At 60.6% G+C, this 20,661-nt stretch carries 19 protein-coding genes; 2 read left to right on the top strand and 17 right to left on the bottom strand.

Translation table 11 applies throughout. The features are described from left to right. Positions 1-8: 8 nt before the first annotated feature. Entirely contained in the window at positions 9-434 is a 426-nt protein-coding gene (locus AS026_RS34175) for a DUF6484 domain-containing protein (protein ID WP_062375164.1), read from the top strand. Further along, entirely contained in the window at positions 434-781 is a 348-nt protein-coding gene (locus AS026_RS34170; protein WP_062375162.1) for a hypothetical protein, read from the top strand. Before AS026_RS34175 ends, AS026_RS34170 begins: the two co-directional genes overlap by 1 nt. A 27-nt stretch (positions 782-808) precedes the next feature. On the opposite strand, the gene AS026_RS34165 is transcribed toward AS026_RS34170, so the two are convergent. Genes AS026_RS34165 through AS026_RS34085 form a run of 17 tightly spaced genes read right to left on the bottom strand, consistent with a single transcriptional unit; the run spans position 809 to position 20,610 of the window. Continuing rightward, the gene (locus tag AS026_RS34165) at positions 809-1,741 is read right to left on the bottom strand and encodes a hypothetical protein (RefSeq protein WP_025659196.1); all 933 of its coding nucleotides are present in this window, start codon (positions 1,739-1,741) and stop codon (positions 809-811) included. Next, positions 1,741-2,697, bottom strand: a complete 957-nt coding sequence (locus AS026_RS34160; RefSeq protein WP_062375159.1) for a DUF4150 domain-containing protein — start codon at positions 2,695-2,697, stop codon at positions 1,741-1,743. Before AS026_RS34160 ends, AS026_RS34165 begins: the two co-directional genes overlap by 1 nt. Next, a complete protein-coding gene (locus tag AS026_RS34155; RefSeq protein WP_062375157.1) occupies positions 2,698-3,720 on the bottom strand; it encodes a 3-oxoacyl-ACP synthase in 1,023 nt (340 codons plus the stop codon). Further along, the gene (locus tag AS026_RS34150) at positions 3,717-4,817 is read right to left on the bottom strand and encodes a DUF2169 family type VI secretion system accessory protein (RefSeq protein ID WP_062375154.1); all 1,101 of its coding nucleotides are present in this window, start codon (positions 4,815-4,817) and stop codon (positions 3,717-3,719) included. Before AS026_RS34150 ends, AS026_RS34155 begins: the two co-directional genes overlap by 4 nt. Then, positions 4,817-5,362: a type VI secretion system-associated protein TagF gene (gene tagF / locus AS026_RS34145; RefSeq protein WP_062375151.1), complete on the bottom strand. Its 546-nt coding sequence runs from the start codon at positions 5,360-5,362 to the stop codon at positions 4,817-4,819. The genes AS026_RS34150 and tagF overlap by 1 nt, the downstream gene beginning before the upstream one ends. Next, positions 5,344-8,871 (bottom strand): type VI secretion system membrane subunit TssM, encoded by a 3,528-nt coding sequence (tssM, locus tag AS026_RS34140; protein WP_062375149.1) that lies wholly within the window; start codon positions 8,869-8,871, stop codon positions 5,344-5,346. The genes tagF and tssM overlap by 19 nt, the downstream gene beginning before the upstream one ends. Before the next feature lies 1 nt (position 8,872). Next, a complete protein-coding gene (gene icmH, locus AS026_RS34135) occupies positions 8,873-10,195 on the bottom strand; it encodes a type IVB secretion system protein IcmH/DotU (protein WP_062375147.1) in 1,323 nt (440 codons plus the stop codon). 4 nt (positions 10,196-10,199) lie between these two features. After that, a complete protein-coding gene (gene tssK / locus AS026_RS34130; RefSeq protein WP_062375144.1) occupies positions 10,200-11,534 on the bottom strand; it encodes a type VI secretion system baseplate subunit TssK in 1,335 nt (444 codons plus the stop codon). Between the two features lie 16 nt (positions 11,535-11,550). Continuing rightward, on the bottom strand, positions 11,551-12,012 hold the full coding sequence (gene tssJ / locus AS026_RS34125) for a type VI secretion system lipoprotein TssJ (RefSeq protein ID WP_062375141.1): 462 nt from the start codon (positions 12,010-12,012) through the stop codon (positions 11,551-11,553). Then, positions 12,012-13,274, bottom strand: coding sequence for a type VI secretion system-associated FHA domain protein TagH (gene tagH, locus AS026_RS34120; protein WP_062375341.1), 1,263 nt, complete (start codon positions 13,272-13,274; stop codon positions 12,012-12,014). Before tagH ends, tssJ begins: the two co-directional genes overlap by 1 nt. Continuing rightward, a complete protein-coding gene (gene tssG, locus AS026_RS34115; RefSeq protein WP_062375339.1) occupies positions 13,271-14,335 on the bottom strand; it encodes a type VI secretion system baseplate subunit TssG in 1,065 nt (354 codons plus the stop codon). The genes tagH and tssG overlap by 4 nt, the downstream gene beginning before the upstream one ends. Continuing rightward, a complete protein-coding gene (tssF, locus tag AS026_RS34110; protein WP_062375139.1) occupies positions 14,299-16,173 on the bottom strand; it encodes a type VI secretion system baseplate subunit TssF in 1,875 nt (624 codons plus the stop codon). Before tssF ends, tssG begins: the two co-directional genes overlap by 37 nt. Positions 16,174-16,175: 2 nt before the next feature. After that, the gene (gene tssE, locus AS026_RS34105; RefSeq protein ID WP_062375137.1) at positions 16,176-16,937 is read right to left on the bottom strand and encodes a type VI secretion system baseplate subunit TssE; all 762 of its coding nucleotides are present in this window, start codon (positions 16,935-16,937) and stop codon (positions 16,176-16,178) included. Next, a complete protein-coding gene (locus AS026_RS34100) occupies positions 16,924-17,373 on the bottom strand; it encodes an Hcp family type VI secretion system effector (RefSeq protein WP_062375135.1) in 450 nt (149 codons plus the stop codon). Before AS026_RS34100 ends, tssE begins: the two co-directional genes overlap by 14 nt. A 28-nt stretch (positions 17,374-17,401) precedes the next feature. Next, the gene (gene tssC, locus AS026_RS34095) at positions 17,402-18,910 is read right to left on the bottom strand and encodes a type VI secretion system contractile sheath large subunit (protein ID WP_062375133.1); all 1,509 of its coding nucleotides are present in this window, start codon (positions 18,908-18,910) and stop codon (positions 17,402-17,404) included. Between the two features lie 3 nt (positions 18,911-18,913). Next, complete coding sequence (gene tssB / locus AS026_RS34090) at positions 18,914-19,450, bottom strand: type VI secretion system contractile sheath small subunit (protein WP_018856378.1); 537 nt, start codon at positions 19,448-19,450, stop codon at positions 18,914-18,916. Further along, a complete protein-coding gene (locus AS026_RS34085) occupies positions 19,447-20,610 on the bottom strand; it encodes a type VI secretion system protein TssA (protein WP_062375131.1) in 1,164 nt (387 codons plus the stop codon). Before AS026_RS34085 ends, tssB begins: the two co-directional genes overlap by 4 nt. Between the last annotated feature and the right edge of the window lie 51 nt (positions 20,611-20,661).

Here is a 20,661-nt window from a genome sequence, read left to right as displayed (position 1 = left end):
GCAGTCAGATGTCCGAGACTCGGGAACGTATAGAAGGGGTGGTGATCGGAGTGTTGTTGGGATTCGATGCCGGCGTGCCGCTGGTCGTCTTTCCCGGCAACCCCCGCGACACCGCGTTGCCTGCGCGCAGCTTGGCCGACCTCACATCGGCAATGATCGGTGCTGAGGTGGCGCTGCTCTTTGAAGGCGGAGAGGCGATGCGGCCACTGATTGTCGGCCAGATCGTGGAGCCGGCGCGCAAGTCTTCGTCGCCACATGTCGTTCGCGACGGCGAGCGCGTGCGGATCACCGGCGAGGAGCGTATTGAGCTTCGTTGCGGCAAGGCCACGATCATCATGGAAAAGGACGGCCATATCACCATACGCGGCACCTATGTGACCAGCCACGCCAGCGCCGCCAACCGCATTCGTGGCGGATCGGTGAACCTCAACTGATGCCTGCCGCACCTGTTCTTCGCGAAATCGTCCGCCAGCATGCTGAGATGGCGGCATTCCTGTGGACGGTCTACGACTATCATCTGCTCCATCCGGACGAAAACCCCGAAATGGACGAAGAGCGGCTTGCGCGGCTGGTCGAGCGGCTTGAGGCACATCTCGACGGCTTGCGAGTGGCAGGAGAGGCCGGGCTGGAAATTGCCAAGGAGCGCTACGCCTCGTTTCACGAGGCCGGGGAGTTGTTTGTGGTGCGGATGCTATCTGGCTCACCGGACTTGCGGATTCGGGCACTCGATCTCGACAAGGTCAGACGCTATTTGAAAGTGACTCTGGAGACGTCCGCTTGAGCAGACACCGAACGCCGCCAGCGCTCGTCAAATGAATTCGCGAGTCATGTCGATCCTACGAACAAAAAGGTTACCGTCATAACCAAACTCGATCCCTGACCACGCCTTTCCGTTAAACGTGAAGACTTCTTTCCAGCCCACCGCAACAAGATAGTCGTCGGTCGCATGCATTGCATAGACGAAGCCCAGTGATCTGAACGGCACGAGTTTCATTCCTTTTTGGACGTAAAGGCCGTACTCGTCATCTCCCCAGTACCGATTTCCAGCGAACTCGCATATCGAGCATATCTGTGTACCCGGTCCAGCTATCTCCGTTAATTCCTCATCCGCGTACCGGGCACAGAAGCCATTTTCGCAGCCGAGATATACGCTGCCGTCACGCGCAACCTGCAACGCAGAGATGCTGTGGTTGAATCCGAGAGGAACTGGGCGCCAACGAGTGCCATCGAGGCGCAGCAATGTCCCCTGATCGCCGGCCACGTGAATGAGCTTAAGTGTCGGACCATGCATGGCACGCAGGAAAGCCGAAGTCCGTGTCTCGATCGGCACCCATTGGGTGCCCTGCGCCAGGCAAACAGTTCCTTCGTCTCCATAAAGATAGGCAGTCCTTTGGTCGAGATGCCAGAGCTTGTTCGTGAACGCCTCCGGTCCTTCGCCAGTCGCAATGGTGCCGTTGCGAATGTGATGGGTGGTTCCACCGACCTGCAACGCGATATGTTCCTTCTCGGAGAGGCTGACATGCGAGAGAATGAGATCGTCGATGTCCAGCAGTACTTCTTGGCGAATCTGGTCGTCGAGCGACATCCGCAGCAGGAACGAGCGTCCCGCTTCGTCGTTCTTGTCGCTAAGTTGCACGGATACGGAGAAGAGATTTCTCCCCAGGTGGAAGGCGTTGATCGCCTCGATGTCGATCTCGTCAAGGGGGTAGTCGTCGAGACGCGGCTCTGGATCGTCCGTCATCACCTTCCTACCGTCATTGCATTCAGTTCGGTCTGTGTCTTCTTCGGTCGGACTACGTCCTGAAGATAGTTTATCATTACGAGCCGCAAGCATTCAATCATGTCGTCGGCATCCTTCTTCGGGGCGTTCTTAATCGCTGGTTCGTTCTTCCGTACAGCATCGAGCGACTTTTCCATCGCATTCTTCAGCGATGGCTTCCTGCGTCTCTTCTTTTCCTTTCGGAAGAATGCGGCTTCTTGGTTCGTTTTCAAGTTGTGGGGTGTTCCCTTCTTGCTGCCGTCGCCGCGCTGAAACCCGCCCCCTTTCTTGTGCTTTCGGGAACGCATGCAGATGCATGGGGCGGTCTGGTTATCGTACTCCTTCCATCGCGTGAAAGACTTGTTCTGCTTGCGACTGCTCTGGAAGCACCCAACGCGAACGAAGTGTTCGGATTCGGACCCCGCAGGGCAGTCGGCCTTCGAATGCTGATGGAGCCGGATCTGATATTTGTTGAGCAGGGTTTCGCAGTCCTGGCCGCCGGCGCTCAATCCGGCCATATGGGGCCATGTAACCGTGTTGGGACCTGGGGAGGAATGATTGTTGGTGGCGAGATCGGTGAAGCGGATGACCGGCTCCCCGTCAAATTTCACATCACTCGACCAGCTGTTGAAATACTCTTTGCCAGTGTTGTTCGATGTGATGATGCCCTTCTTGGTGGCACAGCCTGCTTCGGTGCCGGACGTTCTCGACAGGTCTGACTTGTTCTTGATATTGACGGTTTGCCCGCCGATTTTGACCGTGCCCGTGCCCTTCTCTGTGTCGCTGGCAAATCCGAAGCTGGGGTAGGGGATGGGCACGCCGGGCGGTGTTGCCGGGTTCTCAGGCGGGGTGAAGCATGTGTCCGGGAAGACCGCGATAGTTCTGGCGTTCACGGCCCTACCGGAAATTTCAAGGCCGTTTGCGAAGACGTTTGACATTTAAGCTGCCCTCGCCGCCAGGATAGCAGCGCCGCAGGCGCCAGAATCGCTGGAGGCTTCGATTAAAACCGGATTGCCGGCGGCGTAGCCCTTGCGGGCGGCCGTGAAGGCCATGCCGATCATAATGGGCACAGCGGCCGCGCCGACATTGCCGAGGCTTTCTCCGGGCGACCAGATGTCCTGGAAGTCGTGCCGGCCACGCAACAGACGCAGGCTCGCCAATGCCGATTGTTTGAACCAGTATTGCTCGCCGACAAGATCAGCGATGCGGTAGCCCACCCGGCTCATTTCAATGCCGGCTTCGTGAAGTGCGGCGCGGTAGGCCGAGGTCATGCCGTCGCCCCGCAGCGGTAGATCCTCCGCATTGTAAATGAAGGCCCGCTCGCGGGTCAGACCGAGCCCGGCCAGACCAAGGGCGCTACTATGTGAACGGGTGCAAAGCACGGCTGCTGCTGCTTCCCCCGGGATAAAGCCATTTGGATTATCCGCAGTCAGCAGGCGTTCGCCGGCGAGATAATAGGAAAGGGTCTCTGCGGTCAGATAGCTGTCGACGCCAGCGATCATCACAAAGGGCGCTGCATCCGCCGCCAGTATGCGGCGGGCCTGTTCCAGGGCGACATGCCCCGACGGACGACCATAGGGTACAATTCTCGAGCGGCCATGCGGCGGACATTCCACGATCTCGGCTATGCGCTGGAGCAAACGGGCACCTTCGGGGGCGGGGCGGCCGTGCCTGTCCTCCTCGGCGAGGCAGAGGATAAGCGCAGTCTGGCCGCGGGCTTCAGGAGCGGCCTCGAAGGCCTCGCAAATGGCACCCGCGGCGAGACGGGCCATACGCGTTTCGCCAAGCCAGTTGCGCGGCAGAGGTACTGGAGCTCCGATCAGCCATTCTCTACCAGGTCCCAGAAAACGCGTTTCTTGAAAGCCGTCCAGGCGCGCTCTCATTGCCGCGCAGGCGGATTGTGCGTCAAGTCCGACGGCAGTGGCCATTCCAACCGAGACGATGTCGATCGGGGCGGTCATACCTCTTCCTCCTGCGCCGCGGGCGCACTGCTCGCGCGCACGTAGGTGCGACCCGTGGCCCGCGCCCTCAGCATCGATTGGGTCGGCGGTCCGACCCAGCACTCGCTGAAGTCGAGGATCGTTCGGTGGATGCGTTGCGACATGCGCCAGACCAGCGAGAAGCGCCTGTTCTCCGGATCGAACAAGACAGTGTCGGGCGCCAAAGCGCCCTCGAAGACTTTCTCGCGCCCCTTGAACAACGTCATCGGTAGACTGGTCGCTGGAAGCCGGAAACTCTCGCGCCCGGCCGGTGTCAGATTGACCAACACCACGTCCTCCCCGCCCTTCGGATGTTCTATCTGCTGGTCGGGCGGCGACATCTGGAAGTAGCGCTCGTCGAAATCGGGCGGAAGGAACGGGAAGATGTTGTCGATCCAGTTCTGATCATACGTGCCGCCGAATTCAATGCGGCCCGGCCACCCGCGCCCGTATGGTCCAAAGCTCATTGGCCGGTAGTCGCCAAACGGCGAGCGGATTTCCTCGCCTATCGCCTGTGTGTTTGGAAGGGGCAGACCGGGGATCAGATGCTGGTTCTTCGGTCGCGCCCATCCCCTGCCGACGGGGTTGAGCTGATAGCTCGCCGGAAGCTTGTCCTCCGGGTCGAGGCGGTCCGTACCGCCCCACGCCGTGTCGTAGGAGAAAGGTTGGCGCAGGAAGGATTGCGCACTCGTGGCAACGAAGAGCGGGCCGCGAGCACGCCACTCGCGATGGCCGAGGACATCAAAGACCTTCGACCAGTTGCCGATCTTGATCCCGACACTGACGCGGTCGACTGGACGCCCGCCGGGGGCATAGGCACATCCGTTAGCGATGACGTCGCAGCGCGGCTTGCGAAAGGCGAAGTCGGTCTCCCAAAGGGTGGCCGAAAAACCGGGTGTGCCCGTGTATGTGTCGGCCATCACCAGCGGTGTCTGCACGGATGATTTTTGCACGGGGGAACCTGGCGTCTCGGGAAAGTCGAAGGTTCCCTTGACGACGATGGCGATGTACTCGCGGCCCTCCTTGTCCATCCCCATCGTGAATTCGGTCGGGAAGCCTGTCTGGTTCCAGATCTGCATCAGCTCGTCTCCAGACTTTCGGGGAAGAGGTGGCGAAGCGCTGGTTCAGGTGCACCAGGATCAATCTCGATTGGCTCGCCAGGCTGTGTCCACAATGCCATGCCTCGGACCACATCGCCTGATATCTTGATCGCGGGATAGGGCAGGGTCGCAAGAAGGGTTGCGAGCCCATCGCCGTCCATTGCGCCGTCGCGCGCAGATCTTCCTGCGGCTTCCAGTGCATCGAACCAGCCTGCGGCGAAGACGGCGATTTCGGTCGTCAACGTCGGCGGCGCGGCCGCGATGGTCAAGGGAAACCGGCGGCCTGCGCGGTCGGAACTTGACATCACGATGCCCGTCATGGGGCCAAAGGCCTTGGATCCGAGGATAAACCGCAACACCGGATGAGAGGTCATCGAACCTTGAGAAAATCGCTGAACCAGATACCGGCTGATCCACCGATCCCACGGGCCAACGAAGACTGCAGGCAGACCGCGCGTCACGAAATCCCCCATCGCGGGCAGTTTTCCAAAGAAGCCTGGCAGGATCAAAGCCTCGTCGGGCATGAGAACCTCGCAAACATTTTCAGATCGTAGGGATTGGCCACGCTTGCGGCCCGCAGCTCGAAATCGGCGTAATGGCCCTGAGCGGCAAGCCGCAACTTGTAGAGTTCGGGTAGTTCCGTTCCGCTCAGACGACCGGCACGCAACATGCGCAGGAAAGCCCAGCTTCCGGTTTCGCTGACCATCACTTCCGGTGAGCCGTCGAGCGGTTGGAAGGCAAGGGTAATCACACCGGTCCCGTCCTTGCCTGGCCAGGTCATTGGCTGCGGGCGGGTCGGGTTGTTGAAATAGGTGAGGCTCTGGCCGTCGACGTTTAACGTCACACGGCCGACGGTCGGAGAGAGATCCTTCGGTTCGAGCGTAAAGGTCAGGATCGGTCCGGCGCCGCCAGGAAAAAGGTTGTCGCGGATCAGGCGGGCCTGCTCCAACGCTGCCAAAGACGATGAATCGAGCCGGATGTCCGCTCGCCATTTCCATGGGTGGCGGGTCACGTCAATGTAGTTGATCAGGTGATTGTTGATGAAGCTGTCAATCAGCCCGTTCGGGCCAAAGACGCGTGCAAAGTCGACGACGTTCACATCGATTGCGCTGTCAGCAATGAATGGATAGCGGTTGGCGAGCGCTGCCTGGCAGAAAGGCAACACATCAGCGCGCCAGATGGCGTTGAGTTCCGAGGTCACGGCTTTCGTCGCAATGCCGCTTGTATCGCCAGCGATGCCGGCCAGCCAGTCGTCCAGTGGATCAGGCAGGGTTATGGCCTGTTTTGCCACTGCCCCGGTGAGCTCGGCCAAGCCTCCTTGCCGCTTTATGGCATCCTGGGCGTCGGGGCTCGCCGATACTGTCTGCAGCATGTTCGAAAGCGCAGTCATCGCGGCCACGGCATCATTGAGTGCCGGAGGCTGGCCATCGACCTCGGCAATTGCGCCCTTGATGGATTTGAAGTGCTCGGCGACCGGCGCGCCCGAAAGGTCCACTTCGGCTTTGGAGCCGGCCGGCATCAACTTCACGCCCGTCTTGGCAAGCTTGCCAATCTTGCCGAGCTTGGACAGGAGCTTGGAGGTTGCCGCAGGAGGGACTTTTCCGCCCCCCTCATCTTCGGGACGGGTCAGTTCCGTCTCATGCACGACGGCGTCCAGAAGCCGTTTCATGGCAGAGTCAGCGCTGGAGAGATCCTTGAGATTTTCGCTTGCCGTCTGCAGGTCGGTCAGTGGAGCGAGCCTCACGTCGCGCAGGAAGCTGTCCCACTTGGCAATGTAATCGTCGTAGTAAAGCTTGAGGATGTCCTGCGACAGCGCGGCGACAGAAGGGGTGGCGCTTTCCGAGCAACCGCCGGCGAAAACAGAGCGGTCGAGCGCAGCCTGCGTGGCGACGTCTTCCAGCCGCGCAAGAACGACGTTGTGGAAGCCGTCATAGGTGAAGGCGCCGCTGATGCCTACCCGAAGGGTCTTGTCCGAGCGGCGAGCGAGTACCTTGAGGCCATTCGGGCCGACATGATCTGCCGGCACCCATTCCTTGAGCGCCCTGACTTCCGGGTCGGACAGCAGTGCATTATAGGCACGCACTGGAAGCGGAATTGAACAGATAGCGCGCAAGGCTTCGCTCACCAGCGCCTCATCGGGTTGGATTAGGGCCTGCTCCGCCGCCATGTTGTCGATTGCCGCAAGTTGATGATCGGCGGCCATGTCGGTGCGGAACGGTGGAACCGGTGCGAATTCGGGCAGACGTTCGGTCCACCATTGCTTGGCGAATTCGGGATCCATCGGCGATAAGCCCGTCATCATGCGATATGTCTTCAGCGCTCCGAGCAGGTATTCGGGGTCGCGGATCTGACGCCACATGGTCGCTTCGAGCAGCGCGACCATTCGTGGTTCCAATATGTTGCGCAGCGAGCGATCGTAGGCGTCGGCCTGCGCCTGTCTGATCTCGGTTGCCGCAGAAGGGCCGATCAAGGCAGCCATGCCGCCTGGCGGCTCGGTACGGGCATTCAAGACTTCGGTTGCAGCTTCGAGCGCCACATCCAGATCGAGCGGTTCGAGGGGCGCCTGACGTGCAGCAATCGGAGTGAGCGGAATCTGCAGGGCTTCGAGCTGCTCGGCCTGTGCGGCAAGCGCGGCGCTGTTTTTCCTGTAGGAGATCGTAAAGAACAGGCCGGCTACGAGAACCAACGCCGCCGCGGCCACTGCCGCACCGCGCCATATCCATATGCGCCGTTCCTCCGCCGCTGGATCAAACGTACCGAGACCTGCTTCCTTGAAGATCACTTTCGTGAGCAGGTCCTTCAGGAAGAAACTGCGTGTTTCAACCCGCGGCATTGGGGTGGCGGGCTGTGCGGGCAGGCCGAAAGAAGAAGAAAGTGCTGCTGTCAGCCGGTCGATTGCGGTGCCTTCCTGAGTGGCGGAGGTCAGATAGATACCGCGCAGCCAGGCGCTCTCTGCATAGCGGCTTTCACCGAAAATGGTCTCCACCAACATGCGAATAGGCTCGGAAAGGCTCTCGACCTGCGCCGGGAAGCGGAAGATCTCCGCGCGGGCGTTAAGGTTTTCTTCGCTTTCCAGACGGGGAATGAGGCGTCGTTCGAGCACGCCAGCCAATGCCTCGAGTTCCCGCGTGACTTCGCTGCCGTCGATGCGAGCTCCGGGTGAGAAGGTTGCTCCCCAGACCTGTTCGCGTCCCGCCGTCGACAGGCCCGCGAAGAAAGTCTCGAACCCCTTGATGAGATCGGCCTTGGTCAGCATCAGATAAACGGGCAGACGAATTTCCAGCCTCTCCTGCAGTTCGGTGAGGCGTTTTCGGATCTGGCGGCCATGTGCCCGAATGGCCGCGTCACCTTCCGCCAGCGTGTCGATTGCGAGCGCCACGATGACGCCGTTCAGGGCTCGGCGGCCCCGGTGCTTTTTCAGAAGATCGAGGAAGCCAAGCCATTCGGCTGCATCGACATCGGGCTGGCTTTCCTGTTGAACGTAGCGGCCTGCAGTGTCGATCAGCACAGCCTCTTCAGTGAAGAACCAGTCGCAGTTGCGCGTCCCACCGACCCCATGCAAATCATCCGACAGATCAATGGGAAAACTCAGTCCAGACTGCCGCAGTGCGGTTGTCTTGCCGGTTGCCGGGGGCCCGATGATGACGTACCACGGCATCTCCCGTAGAAGTTTTCGGCCGCCGACTTTCTGGCGTTTCAGCTCCGCCATCACCTCCCGGAACTTTGCGCCGACAGAGGCGACCCCTTCTTCCGCAGGGCTTGGTGGCGCTTCCGGTGGAGGGGCGATCTCGGAAACGAAAATGCGATTGGCCTTGATCGCCCGGCGTTGCGCCGCGATCCACCAGATGAGAAAGAGGACGAAGAGAAGGCCGATGACAACCAGTCGTACCGTCTCAGAAGCCAATGGCGCGCTTTCTGCGACACTGATGATTGGGCCGAAGATCCAGATGATCAGGGACAGCAGCACGAGCCCGATGAAGGTCCAGAGCCAGCGCGAGGTGAGGATTGCCCAGAAGAATCGGAAGACCGCCATCTCAGAGCCCCTTTTCGATCAGGAGCTCGATGCGGCGGTTGGCAGCCCGGCCTTCGCGACTGTCGTTTCCGGCCAGAGGCTGCGTTGCTGCACGTCCTTCCGACCTCAGGCGATCCGGCGGCAGGCCGCTGGAACGCAACAAGGCGGCAATCGTTGCAGCGCGCGCCTCTGAGAGGCGCTGATTGTTGGACAGGGGATTGGTGGCCTGGAGCGGAACATTGTCGGTGTGTCCGACGATCGTGACACTTCTGATCAGCTCGGCGTTGTCCTTGAGCACAGCCGCAATCGAAGCGACGAGGGGTTCGAAGCTTTTTGTCAATTCGGCCCGGGCAGAAGGGAAAAGCTCCGGAGTGCTCGACTGAAGCAGGAGTGTGACCCGAGAGGCGTTTTCATTGCCTTTCAAAGCCGGAAGAAGCGCAGGAGGCGCGGCGGCACGGAATTCTGGCAAAAGCGCAAGGACGACGGGTTCGACTGGCGGCGCGCCCGGCGGAGGTGTGCGTTTCTCCGGGCGATAAATTTCGGCGCGCTCCGGCGGTGGTAGCGCCCGAACGAGCGTCGCAAGCTCTTCCGCCTTGGAGCCCAACCGCGTCGACAACAGCACGTAGATCGCAGTCGCGAGTGCGACCGCCACGACAGCGAGCACCCAGATCGGAATGGCAAAGCCGGAAGGCTCGTCTTTCGCCGTAACGCCCTCCCACCTCGGCGAAAGCGGCGCACCCTCGGCATCCACGTCCCGCAAGAAGCGCGCGGCTGCAGCGCGAACGGCGTTGATGGAGCGATCGCCTGCACGCCCCGGCACCCGATATTTGCCGCGGAACCCAAGCGCCAGGCACATATACTGCAGCTCCAGCAATTCACGATCGCGGCCGGGATGGCGTTCCAGCTCCTCCAGCCTGGCGAAGAACTGCTCCCCGGCGTCCACATCGCCGCGTAGCATGACGACCAGCGGCTGGCGCGGCCATGCGCTGGATCCACCCCAGGGCGTGTTCAGTGCCAGATCGTCGAGCAGTGCGGCGACAGCCCAGGCGGCTGCGTCAGCACGGGCCAGGCTTTCGCCAGACGCCACGGCTGCATCGCGTGCCGAAACGAGTTCCTCCATCAGCCTGGTTCGCAATGCTTCCGGATTGCCGGGTGGCAATGCATTCTCGAGTTCGGGGGCAAATTCGAACAGCCTGGCGAAGGCATTGACCAATGGATTGGGATGGGATCGGGCGCGTCGAGCCAGTGTGCCGGTGGCAATGACCGGCATTGCGCCCGGGGGGACGGGGCGGATACGCGTACGACCCTGATCTTCCGATAGGCCGAATGGATCCTCACTTGCCATGGTACTACCTGTTTACCGAGTAGCAGTCGATTTGTGGTTCGTTGGGCAAAACACCGGAGACTCCAATCACAAAACCGGGCGAGCGTAGAAGCGACTCCCAGTGCTCGCTGCGTTGATCGAGTTCGAGGCAGAGGCGATCTCCGTCGTAGGGAATTTCGCGGGGCTGAGAGTGAAGAGGTTTGAGGCCGATACCGGGCAGTCGAGACTTCCACAGCGCCTCGAATTCGTCCGCAGCACCCACAGTAACCTGGTTGACGAAGATTTTGCGCAGCGCCTCGTCGGACATGTCGCATCCGACCCGCACGACAATGCGGCTGGCCGTCAGAAGTTCGGGATTGTCGATGCGGACCTTCCAGACATTGGTGGCATGTTTCAAAACAGGCAGCGCCCGCGACTTCGGCTCGACATATCGCAGGCTCAGGATCAGTGAGCGCAATGTGTCGGCGAGTGCAGCAAAAGCTGGTCCAGGCGCCATGTGCTCATAAATGGGAAGCTCACTCAGTCGCCGGGAGCCTGACCCGTAGGTCGCCATCCGGCCAGCCAGTCCGCTGAGCTCCAGAAAGAGCTCGGCGGGATGAAAAACCTCCTGAGGAAGCATATGCGCCAACCGTGCGCGCGCGCTGTTGGCAAGATCGAGCACCAGCAGATTTTCTACGCTGCGGCCGGGGCCGCCGAGCACCATCTTGCCATGGGCTTCAGCTATGCGGTCAAGCCCAGTGATGACCTCCTGCAGGAGTTGGCCATAAAACAGCACGGTACCGGTTGCGAGTGCGGGCGGCAGGAAGTTTTCGGAGATCGCCACCCTGCCATCGGAAAGGAGCCCGGTAACGTTGGTCACCGGCATTGCGGTGTAGCCGCCGGTCGCCTGCGCCGGGGAAAGGAGCAGGGCTTGCGGACGGGCGATCTCGATCTCTTCGGGATCAGCGCCGCCATGCACGGCATCGCGAACCCACTCGATCCTTCCTCTATACCTCGCACCGGTGGGATCTCGGTGGGCCGGATCGAAGCTGGCACCTCCCGGAGGTTCGAGCGGCAGGGCGAGCTGAACAGCGCCGGCGCCCATGTCGTTCGTGATTGTCAATGGGGTGGGGGCGTCCATCGTTTCGGGTATTGCGAAGGGGGTTCCATCCGGGAAAATGCCACGGGCCGACGTCACCGCTATCCGTCCGGTTTCCAACTGCGCGGCATCCAGCATCAGGGACTTGAAGCCGAAGGTCTGCAACCGTCCAGCCTGCAGCGAGCCGCGCACCAGCGCTTCTGTATAGCGGTCCTGCTGCTGGAAATGCTGCGTTCGCAGAAAGAGCCCCTCGGACCAAAGAACCTTGTTGGTATCCGTCATGCTAAACGCCCTCCATTCAGGCGAGCGCGAGCGTCATACCGCCGCGGCTGAGTACGACATTCGCCGTCACCGTCGATTCCGGCCTGATCGGAACACTCCTTCGCCACGTACGGCTGCCGGGTTCCCGGAACAGCGCGACAACCCCGAGGAAAGTGGCCTCCGGCGGGAACGCCAGCGTCTTTGAGGCGGTTGCACCGGGAGCGACCGTCAATTGCTCGGATCCGACGAGGTCTGCGCCGAGCGCACCGGCCGGATCTGACTGAAGAGCAAAAATGTCAGCGGAGTTGAATTTCCCGACATCCTTCAGCCGGAGAACGAGCAGGGTTACGGGACGCTCCCCGCCTCCGGCGGCAGCATTCATTCCGGCCTGTCCCGTCGCCCTGACAATTACGGTCGAGGATTTGGGTGGACCGCCCATGCAAGCGGAAAGCAGGCCTGTCGCGCCGGTCACAATGAGAAAACCGCGTCGGTTAAGCATCAATTGTCCTCCCTCTCTTCATAGCCATCCCGAAAGTCGCTCCCGATTTCGCCGAGGAAGCGCGTCGACGCGCTCTTGGCGATTTCGCGATAGCGGTTCTCATAGAGCTCCCAGAGTTTCGCCCGCCGTCCACCGGCAAACAGGGCATCCAACGCTGAGTGCGACTTCAGTTCGCTTTCCAGCGCCGCCGGGTCGAAGCGGTCTATCATCCTGGCAAGCGCTGCCTGGACGCCACGCCACGTTCGCACATGGTGGTGGGCGAGATCGCGGATGGAATTGCCGATGGCGGCCTGCGGAGAAAGAAAGCCTGCGTTGCGCTGAGCCAGGAAGGTTGCGATTACATCATCCACTGTGGGAAGGAATTTGAGAGGGTTGACCTCGGATGCGCCAACCACAGTCTGGGCGATTCTTGCTTCGCCCTTTTCTTCGGCTCGTTTGCGCAAGAGATGCATCAGTCCTTCCAGCATCATCCGGTATTCGCGACCGAAATTCTCCATCTGGGCAACCGGATCGGATGCGGCAAACTCCTCAGCGCCAAGTCCCAGTCCGCGCAGAAAGGCGTCGCGCAAGACGGTTTCGGGTTGTCCGGTCTCTTTCGGCGTCGGCGTCGCCTGCGGGACTGGGGAAGAACGAGGTTCGGGCGGGGGCTCGGAGACGGGCTGCGGTGGCGTGCTCGGCAAGGAAAAATCCCAGGCGGGTTTGCCCTGGTCTGACGCTGGCAGAGGATCGAGGCTGAAGGGATCGTCGAATATCGGCGTCCTCTTTGCTGTCTCGGCCCTGTCCGACGCGACAAACGCACCCGGGGCTGGTTGTTCGAACGGGTCCGGTAGTCCAACCGGCCGCGGGGTAGGAACTGTCGGCTCTTTGCGCTCGGCGAAGAAGTCGTCCCGCTCGAGCCCACCCTGTGGCAGAGGAGCCGTCTGTTCGGAAGCTCGCTCCGACGGTGTCGCTTGGAACTCAACCCGGACGACGTAATTTCCAAGTTGCAGGCGCGCTCCGTCATGCAGCGGGGCGGAATTCCCCAGTCCAAGCGGCGTGCGCGAGCCGTCAATGAAAAGCCCACCGCTGGAGGTGTCGGTCACCACATACCGGCCGCGAACGAAACCGATGGTGCAATGAGCGCGTGAGATATACATGTCGGGGTCGTCGATCCGCCAGCCAGCGTCTGCGCTGCGGCCAATGACGAGCTCGCCATCAACAAGCCGCATCTGGCGAACAGCCTGGGGTCGGGGTGAGTGTTCGAGGGTGAGGATCAGGCTCATGCCGCGGCCTCCGGCATTTTTGGCCGCCAGCCAATGATGGTGCGCATGCACAAGTCATCTGCGTCACCGCGATCTTTCGGTCGAGCAAGCCATGCGATGTGTCCGATCCGCAGGGCTCCGATCCTGGCCGCGGGAACGTCGTCCCGCTTGAGCACCAGCCTGACATCGACGTCGAGCCCGTCTCCCACCAGATCGCGAACAGCGGATTGCAAGGTTTCGCGCCGTTCACCGCCTGGCAGAAAAGCGACATAGTCGGTAAACGTCAGCGGGCCGATCGAGAGCTCTATCCTCTGCTGTCGCTGGAACGACCTCGGTCCAATCGTGGCGCTTCGTCCAAGTTGCCCATGCACGCCGCCAATCCGTGACTGAAGCTCTGGCGGTATCGACGTCCAGGAGCCGACAAATTCGCGAAGACGAACCGGCACTTTCAGCAGGTCGGCGAGAAACAGCGTAAGTCTCTCTGGTCCATCCACCTGATGGGCGAGGGCCGATGCGTGGGAGATCTTGGTGGCGTCGATTTCCGAGGGCTCACCGGGCCCCGTTCCGCACAAGCCGAGACCCGCCAGGGCTGCCGACATCGCGCGGATGCGGCCGCCGTCCTTGCGTGTGACCTGAACCGGCGGATGAGCGTCCGCCCAGGCCCGATAAAAGAGTGCGATCATGCGATGCTGAAGAATGTTCACGAAATCGACGAATGTTGTATCGGAGACCTCCCGCATGTCCGCCCTTGCGAACCACCGCTGCGAAAGTCGGTCCAGCACCCAGCGCGTCAGATGGAGGGGCATCGGGCCTTCTGGCCCCAGCAAGCCGATATTTGCCACCGTGACACGGGCCGGCGCGTTTTCCGTGGCCGGCTCGACCTTTGCGACATCCTGCACGGCAAAACCAAGCCGCACGTGCTGTCCGAGCCGGGCCGGCTCCCGGTCCGGTCGCCCGGCCTGGCCAAAGAGCTGTCCGTCGTCTTCGAGGTGTCGCAGGAGCTCGAAGAAGTCGAATGCCTCAAGGGATGGAGTAGCTTCCTTCGTCAGATCAGGAAGCGGTTGCCCGGCGCTATCGGCCATAGCACATCCTCCTGTTTCTGTATGATGCGCGTGCGGGTGCGTACGAATGCGTTGATTGCCGAATAGCGCGCAAAAAGCTTCGACAGCAGCGCTGGAAGCAACAAGGTGCTGTGCCCGGCAAGCACAGATTGATCGATGTGAAGCGTAACCTCAGTGCCGCGCGCAAAGCACATCGGCCCGGCAATTGCCAGGCGCTCGATCACAGGCCGAGCCTCGACGCGGGCGATCGCGCGAACGTGCCTGCTCAGGCTTGGATCCCCGCGCTGCGCGTAAAGTTCAAGCAGCGCATGAAGCGGATCCACGCCGCGACCTTCTTCCGCCAGGCTGAGAAAATTCAGCGAAAGTTGCGCGATGAGCCGCCAGGCGAGTTCATCGGCCCTCGAGCCTTCCACCGCTCCAGCCGGAAGCGTCGCTGGAATCGAAGGCCACGGCGGCCGCAGCGCCCCAAGGAGCTGGATGGTCTCCACCGGGTCGCCGCTTTCGAGCGAAAGGGACGGTGTGTCGTCCAAGATAGGCAGATCGCGATTGGTACAAAGCGCCCTAACCTCAATCCGCTTCAGTTGCCGGGCCGCTGTTGACTTGGCAGGGCGCGAAAGCGTTAGGAAGACATCGTCGCCCGTATAGGATGTCCGAGTTTGTCCTTGGCGCAATTCGTCCTCGCCCGGCCGCCGCGGACGGCGCTCGGCGAAATAGACCCAGCCGTTTCCACGGTTCTGGCCCAAGCTAAAGAGTGCCGGTATCTCGGCATCAGGGCCTTCGGCGTCGGCGTCTTCGACGCCGATTGTGCGATAGATTTCGAAGTCACGTGGGCGCGTGCGATCAGCGTGAAGCACTTGCCGGGTCCGGCGTGTATCGAGTTCAATGACGTTGCAGCTGCGCTCGAACAGATTGATGATTGGCGTTACGAAGAGTTCGAAATCCTTTGCCGTGATATTCGCAAGCTCCGGAACGGGACGCCGTAGCAGAAAGACCAATTCCAAGCCGCTCGCGCAGCGCCGAACGACCGGTTTCAGGCTTCTCACGCGCGCATAGTGAAATCTTTCCGGCGCCATGAAGTATTCGCGCAAAAGCCTGTAGCCTTCGAATGTTTGGCGCGTGCGCGGCATCAGTGCTTCGTCGTCGCAGATCCCGACCATCTCTGGATCCGGAAGTGCGCTCAGAATGTTATCGCGCCCTTCAGGGCGGGCGCCGACGGCCGCGCAAGCGCCAAAGAGCGTATCGAAAAGCAGGGGCGCCTTGCTCTTGTCGCCAAAATGCAGATCCAGACAGTCGAGCGACAACTCGCTGAGCTTGCCCTTGCCGGTTCGATTGACGATGACGCTCAGCGCCGCCGAACCGCTTGCCCCTTCAATTGGGCCTATCCCGGCCGCTGCAAGCGCGCTTCGATCCTGAATATAGGAAACCGAGCTTATCGCCAGCGGCCAAAGGGTTACGTCCTGGGCCGTCGTATAAATGCACCGGGTGGGCACTCCAGGACGGACGCTCGAGACCAGTCGGGTTCCCCGCTTTACCAGGTGCCCTGCAAGCATCGTCTGGACCTGTTGGCCCGGCTTCAGCAAAGCCATGGCGGTTGCGGGGGCAGGCGCGATCAGGTCCGGATAGAAATTTTCGAGCACGCTTCGTGCGAAACGCGAGCTCTCGGCATCGACCTTCTGGCGAGTGCGCGCAGCAAGATAGGCCACACCGTCCAGAAGGCGTTCGACGAAGGGGTCGGGACACGGGATCGTGTCCAGGGAGAGGTTGCGCGCGATCGAGGGGTGCATTCCCGCAAACTCGGAGGCGAGTGCCCGAATGTGGGTGAGTTCTTCCTCGTAATACTCCAGGAAGACCCGGTCCATGGTCAGGTGTCCTTCAGCTCAGTCCGCGCCGAACCGTTATCGAGGTTGAGTATTGTGCGCAGCAGCAGCCGCTCTGGTGCTGGGGAGGTAAGCAGCAGCGCGTCGATGTCGATCCTGAGACCGGCTGCCCTGTCGCCAAGACTGACGGTGACTTTCGTCGCGCTTTCCTTGAGCCGGGGTTCAAATGCAGCGAGCACGCTTCGGATCTCTTTGGCCAGTTCATCGCGGTCGAAGTCACGCGAGGAACGGCCGGAAAAAGGCGGGACGCCATAATTGATCACGCTGCGGCGCACCTCCGGGAAGTCCTCGAGCGATGGAGGGTCGTCTCCTGCCTGATCGGCCTCGAAGTCGGTCAAGAGTGGCGAGGATTCGAAGCGTTGCGCATTAAAAAGCGCCTCTATGTCGCGTCGCACTGCTTCGCGCAGCACATTGATCGAGACGACGACGCCACGGCTTTCCAGTTCCGCCTGCCGTCGCTCCAGAGAGAGCAGACGGTGGATGTTTTTCTTCTGCTCGGAACTGATATCCGTGGCAGCGTCGATCTGGTGGAGGCCTCCCGCAATCAGCGCGTTGAGACGTTCCTCGTGCATTTCGTTCTGGATCGCCTGCCGGAGTTGATGGATTTCCGAACTGAGCCCCGGCAGGTCGTTCACAAGGCGATCCCACAGTGACGGCTGGATCGCTTCGCGAGTTGCCCGCGGGTGACCTCCGGGCGGTCTTGCCTCCCGTCCCAATCCTTTTTGCCAGCTGTCACTTGCCGACATAGACATCCATTTCGACCTCGTCCTTGTCGTCATAGTTGAACGTGATGTTCTTGTAGGCGAAACCGATCCGCTCTTCGAGCACGTCTGGCTCATCGGCACTTGGCTTCATGTGGTAGTTGGTCACCGAAGCTTCCTTCAGCGTGATGACCAGGTAGTCGCTCGTTTCGCCTTCGATCGTTCTGCGCGCCGAAAACTTGACCTCGTCCAGAGGCGTGTTGTCGAAGAGAGCCTTCTTCAGATAGGGCGAGGACTTGTCGTAATGCTTGATGAAGTTGACCATTCCCAAGCTGACGCGGCCTCTGCGCGACAATGAATTGGGGTCGAAGGGAGCTATCATCTCAAACTCCACTCCGTAGACCTCGATTTCTTCCTCGTGGCCATCGCGAACGCTGGGTCCCGTGATATCAGGTACTTTGAGAAATCCGTCAATTTTCATGAATAACCTCCCATCAGCTATCTGTTGCTCATGACTTCATGGACGGCAGCTCCGAAACCAGCCGGAGCGAAGCGTTGATACCTTCCAACTGGTAGTGGGGCCGCAGATAGAACCGGGCATTGTACCAGCCGGGACGGCCCTCCACGCTGTCAACCTGAACCTCGGCAGCAGCAAGTGGACGTTTTGCGCGGGCCTTTTCGTCGGCAAAGACAGGGTTGGCGAGAACGTAGCGGTTGATCCACTCCGTCAGCCAGATCTGCATGTCGGCACGTTCCTTGAACGAGCCGATCTTGTCCCGGGCGATCGCCTTCAGGTAATGGGCGAACCGCGAAACCGGGAACAGGTAAGGCAGGTTTGCACTCAATCTCTCGTTGGCCTGAGCATCCGGGTCGACCAGCCGGCCGGCCCTCGTTTCGTCATCCTGCAGTGAATGGGCGCCTATGAAGGCGGCAATATCGGTGTTCTTGCGATGGAGGATCGGCATCAGCCCCAACTTGGCGAGCTCGGCCTCTCGCCGATCGTCAATGGCGACCTCGGTCGGGCATTTCATCGCCACCGTGCCGTCGTCGGTCGGGAAATTGTGGACAGGCAGATTGATCACTGCCCCGCCGTTCTCGACACCACGGATCTGCGTGCCCCAGCCGAACAGCTTGTGGCTGCGGTTGATGTTGACGCCCATCGGAAAGGCCGCGTTCATCCAGACATACTTATGATGATCGCCCTGGACTTCTTCCTCAAATGCAAAGCCCTTCACCGGAACGGTTTCTGCTCCGTAAGGCAGCCTTGCCAGCACGCGCGGCATCGTCAGGCCTATGTAACGGGCATCCTCACTCTCGCGGAGCGACTGCCATGAGGCATAGGCCGGCGACGAGACGATCTGTTGGAGGTCTTGCGGGTTCGGCAATTCCTGCCAGCTTTCCATGCGGAAGAGACGAGGGGCGGCGGCTGCTATGAACGGTGTATGCGCCGAGGCGCAGATGCCGGACATGTTGCGGAGCAGACCGACATCCTTCGGGTGGTTCGAGAATTCATAGGCGCCGATCAGGCAGCCGAACGGATTACCCCCAAGCATCGAGTATTCGTCGGTGTAGACTTTTTTGAATATGGGACTTTGATCCCACATCTGACCTTCGTAATCCTCAAGCGTATCAGCCAGCTGCTCCTTCGAAATGTTCATGACGCGGATCTTCAGCTTCTGATCCGTCTCGGTATTATTGACGAGGTACCACAGCCCGCGCCATGTCCCTTCCATCTGGAGCACTTCAGGCGCATGCAGAATTTCGTTGGTCTGCTCGGTCAAAAGCTTGTCGATGCCACCGATCAAGGACTTGATCGATTTGATCGCGTTCGATGAGATGACGGTCGATTCCGCGCGGCCGCGGGCAGCAAGCGCCAGGTTCCTGACCAAGGTTTGAAGTTTGTCGCTGTCATCCTTCTTGACCTTGAAGTCCTTCTCCAGAAGATCGCTGAATTCCTGAAGGTCGACTCCCTCGGCTTCCGCGACACCAGTGGTAGCGGCTTTTTCCTGTTCGGCCATGGTTCAGACCTCCGACTTGCTGCTATCGTCGAGCGCCTGGTCGGCGATCTTTGCTAGCAGGGGCTCATTGTTCAAAAGTTGCGCGATGCGTTTTTCAGCGTCGACGCGTCCATCCATGAAGCCGAGCAATTCTTCGAGTTGGCGGCGCATTCTCAAGAGTTCTGCAAGCTGCGGGACTTGTTCGGCCACACGATCGGGCGCGAAATCAGCCATGCTGGTAAAGGTCAGGTCGATTGCAAGCTCTTCGTCGCGCTCTTCACCCTCGGGTTGGGGAAGGGTGTTCTTCACGCGAGCTTTCACACGTGGACTGAGCGCTTCCATGAAGCGGCCAAACCTGTTTGCGTCCGTTTCGACAAAGGCGCGGTCCCGGACGGACTTGCTGGCCTCCGGCGTCTGGGAGGCGCCTGCGAGATCGGCCATCACGCCCATTACAAACGGCAATTCAATGGTTGTCGGGCTGCCGTAGGTTTCGACTTCGTAAGCTATCTGGACGCGAGGCGCCCGGTTTCTTTCAATCACCTTGGCCTTAGTTTCGCTCATTGATGGTCACCTTTCGTCCCAGGGACAGGTTTCTTGCTTTCCGGCACGCCGGCCAGAAGCCGGAATTCCTTCAAACCGGAGGGCGCCAGGTCCTCCATGAGTTCCAGAAAATCCATCGGCACCATGCGTTTGATCCTGCGCGCCAGATGGGGGATGGGGCTCGACGGTTCAGTACGGTCGTAAAAGGCAATGATCAGGTCGATGCACTTTGTGACATCCTCGCGCGATGCAAGCCGTGACGGAAAGACTGCCGGAGCTCCGATGTAAGTCGGAGCGGCGGCGGTGGTGGCTATTGCGGGCGCACTCTCACTGTCGAGGACTTCATCGTTTGCGGTTTCCTGCCTGGGGCTCGGCTTTACTCGTTCAAGCGTGGAAACCGCTCGCTGCAGGAACCGGCTCAAATCCGGCAATGTGACACGTACATCCTCCCCGATTTGCCGATTGAGCGATGTTTCAAGCGCCTCCATTGCGGCCGCCGCAGCCTTTGCGCTCTCGAAAAGCGCAATCGCCTCGTCGGGGGTTTGTTCTGCAAAGGCAGCGCAACCGATCCTTACACGGTTCAGCAACTGGTCATGGGCGCTGACAAGCGACGCCTTCTCTGCTTCGCTCAGTCCGGGCGCGGCCTCGCTGAGAACGGTTCGTGTGTCGATCGCCCCGCGATCCAGATCGCGCCCTGTCACAGGACCGACGCCGCGCGGCGTAAAAAAGGTCATCTTGCGAAGATCGCCGAGCAAGCCATCCTTGTCGTTCTGGAGCTGTAGAAGAGCGTTGATCCGACGTAGGGCGGCGTCGCGGAGTGGCAAGCCCTCGCGAAGTTCTGGATGCATCGTTTTCCAATGCATGTCGAAGGTTCCAGTGATCAGGTTCAGCCCGTCAGCGAGCCCGGCAAGGCCCTGTTCGTTGGCAAGCGCGCGCGTCACGATCACCAGGAGCCTCAGATCCCGTCCATGGGGGCGCAACTCTTCAGATTTTCGAAGGACTGTCGACCAGTCGACCGGGACCTCGGTCCGTGAAACGGGGTTATTGCGCTCGTCGCGGCTAATTTCTATCTGCGGTTGCACGAGGCGCTCGAGCTCGTGAAACCGTCCGTCATTCCGCAAGCTTTCACCTGACGGGTTCACACCGTCCAGCGGACTTAACCAGAGAGCAGAGTCGAACAACCGAACCCCCGTTAACCGACTAGTATTCCCTTGCAATTTGCTTTTTACCAC

Origin of the sequence: Rhizobium altiplani, from assembly GCF_001542405.1 — a bacterium.
In the GTDB taxonomy this organism is placed as follows: domain Bacteria; phylum Pseudomonadota; class Alphaproteobacteria; order Rhizobiales; family Rhizobiaceae; genus Rhizobium; species Rhizobium altiplani.
Note: the sequence above shows the minus strand (reverse complement) of the source record. Positions and strands in the feature narration are given on the sequence as shown.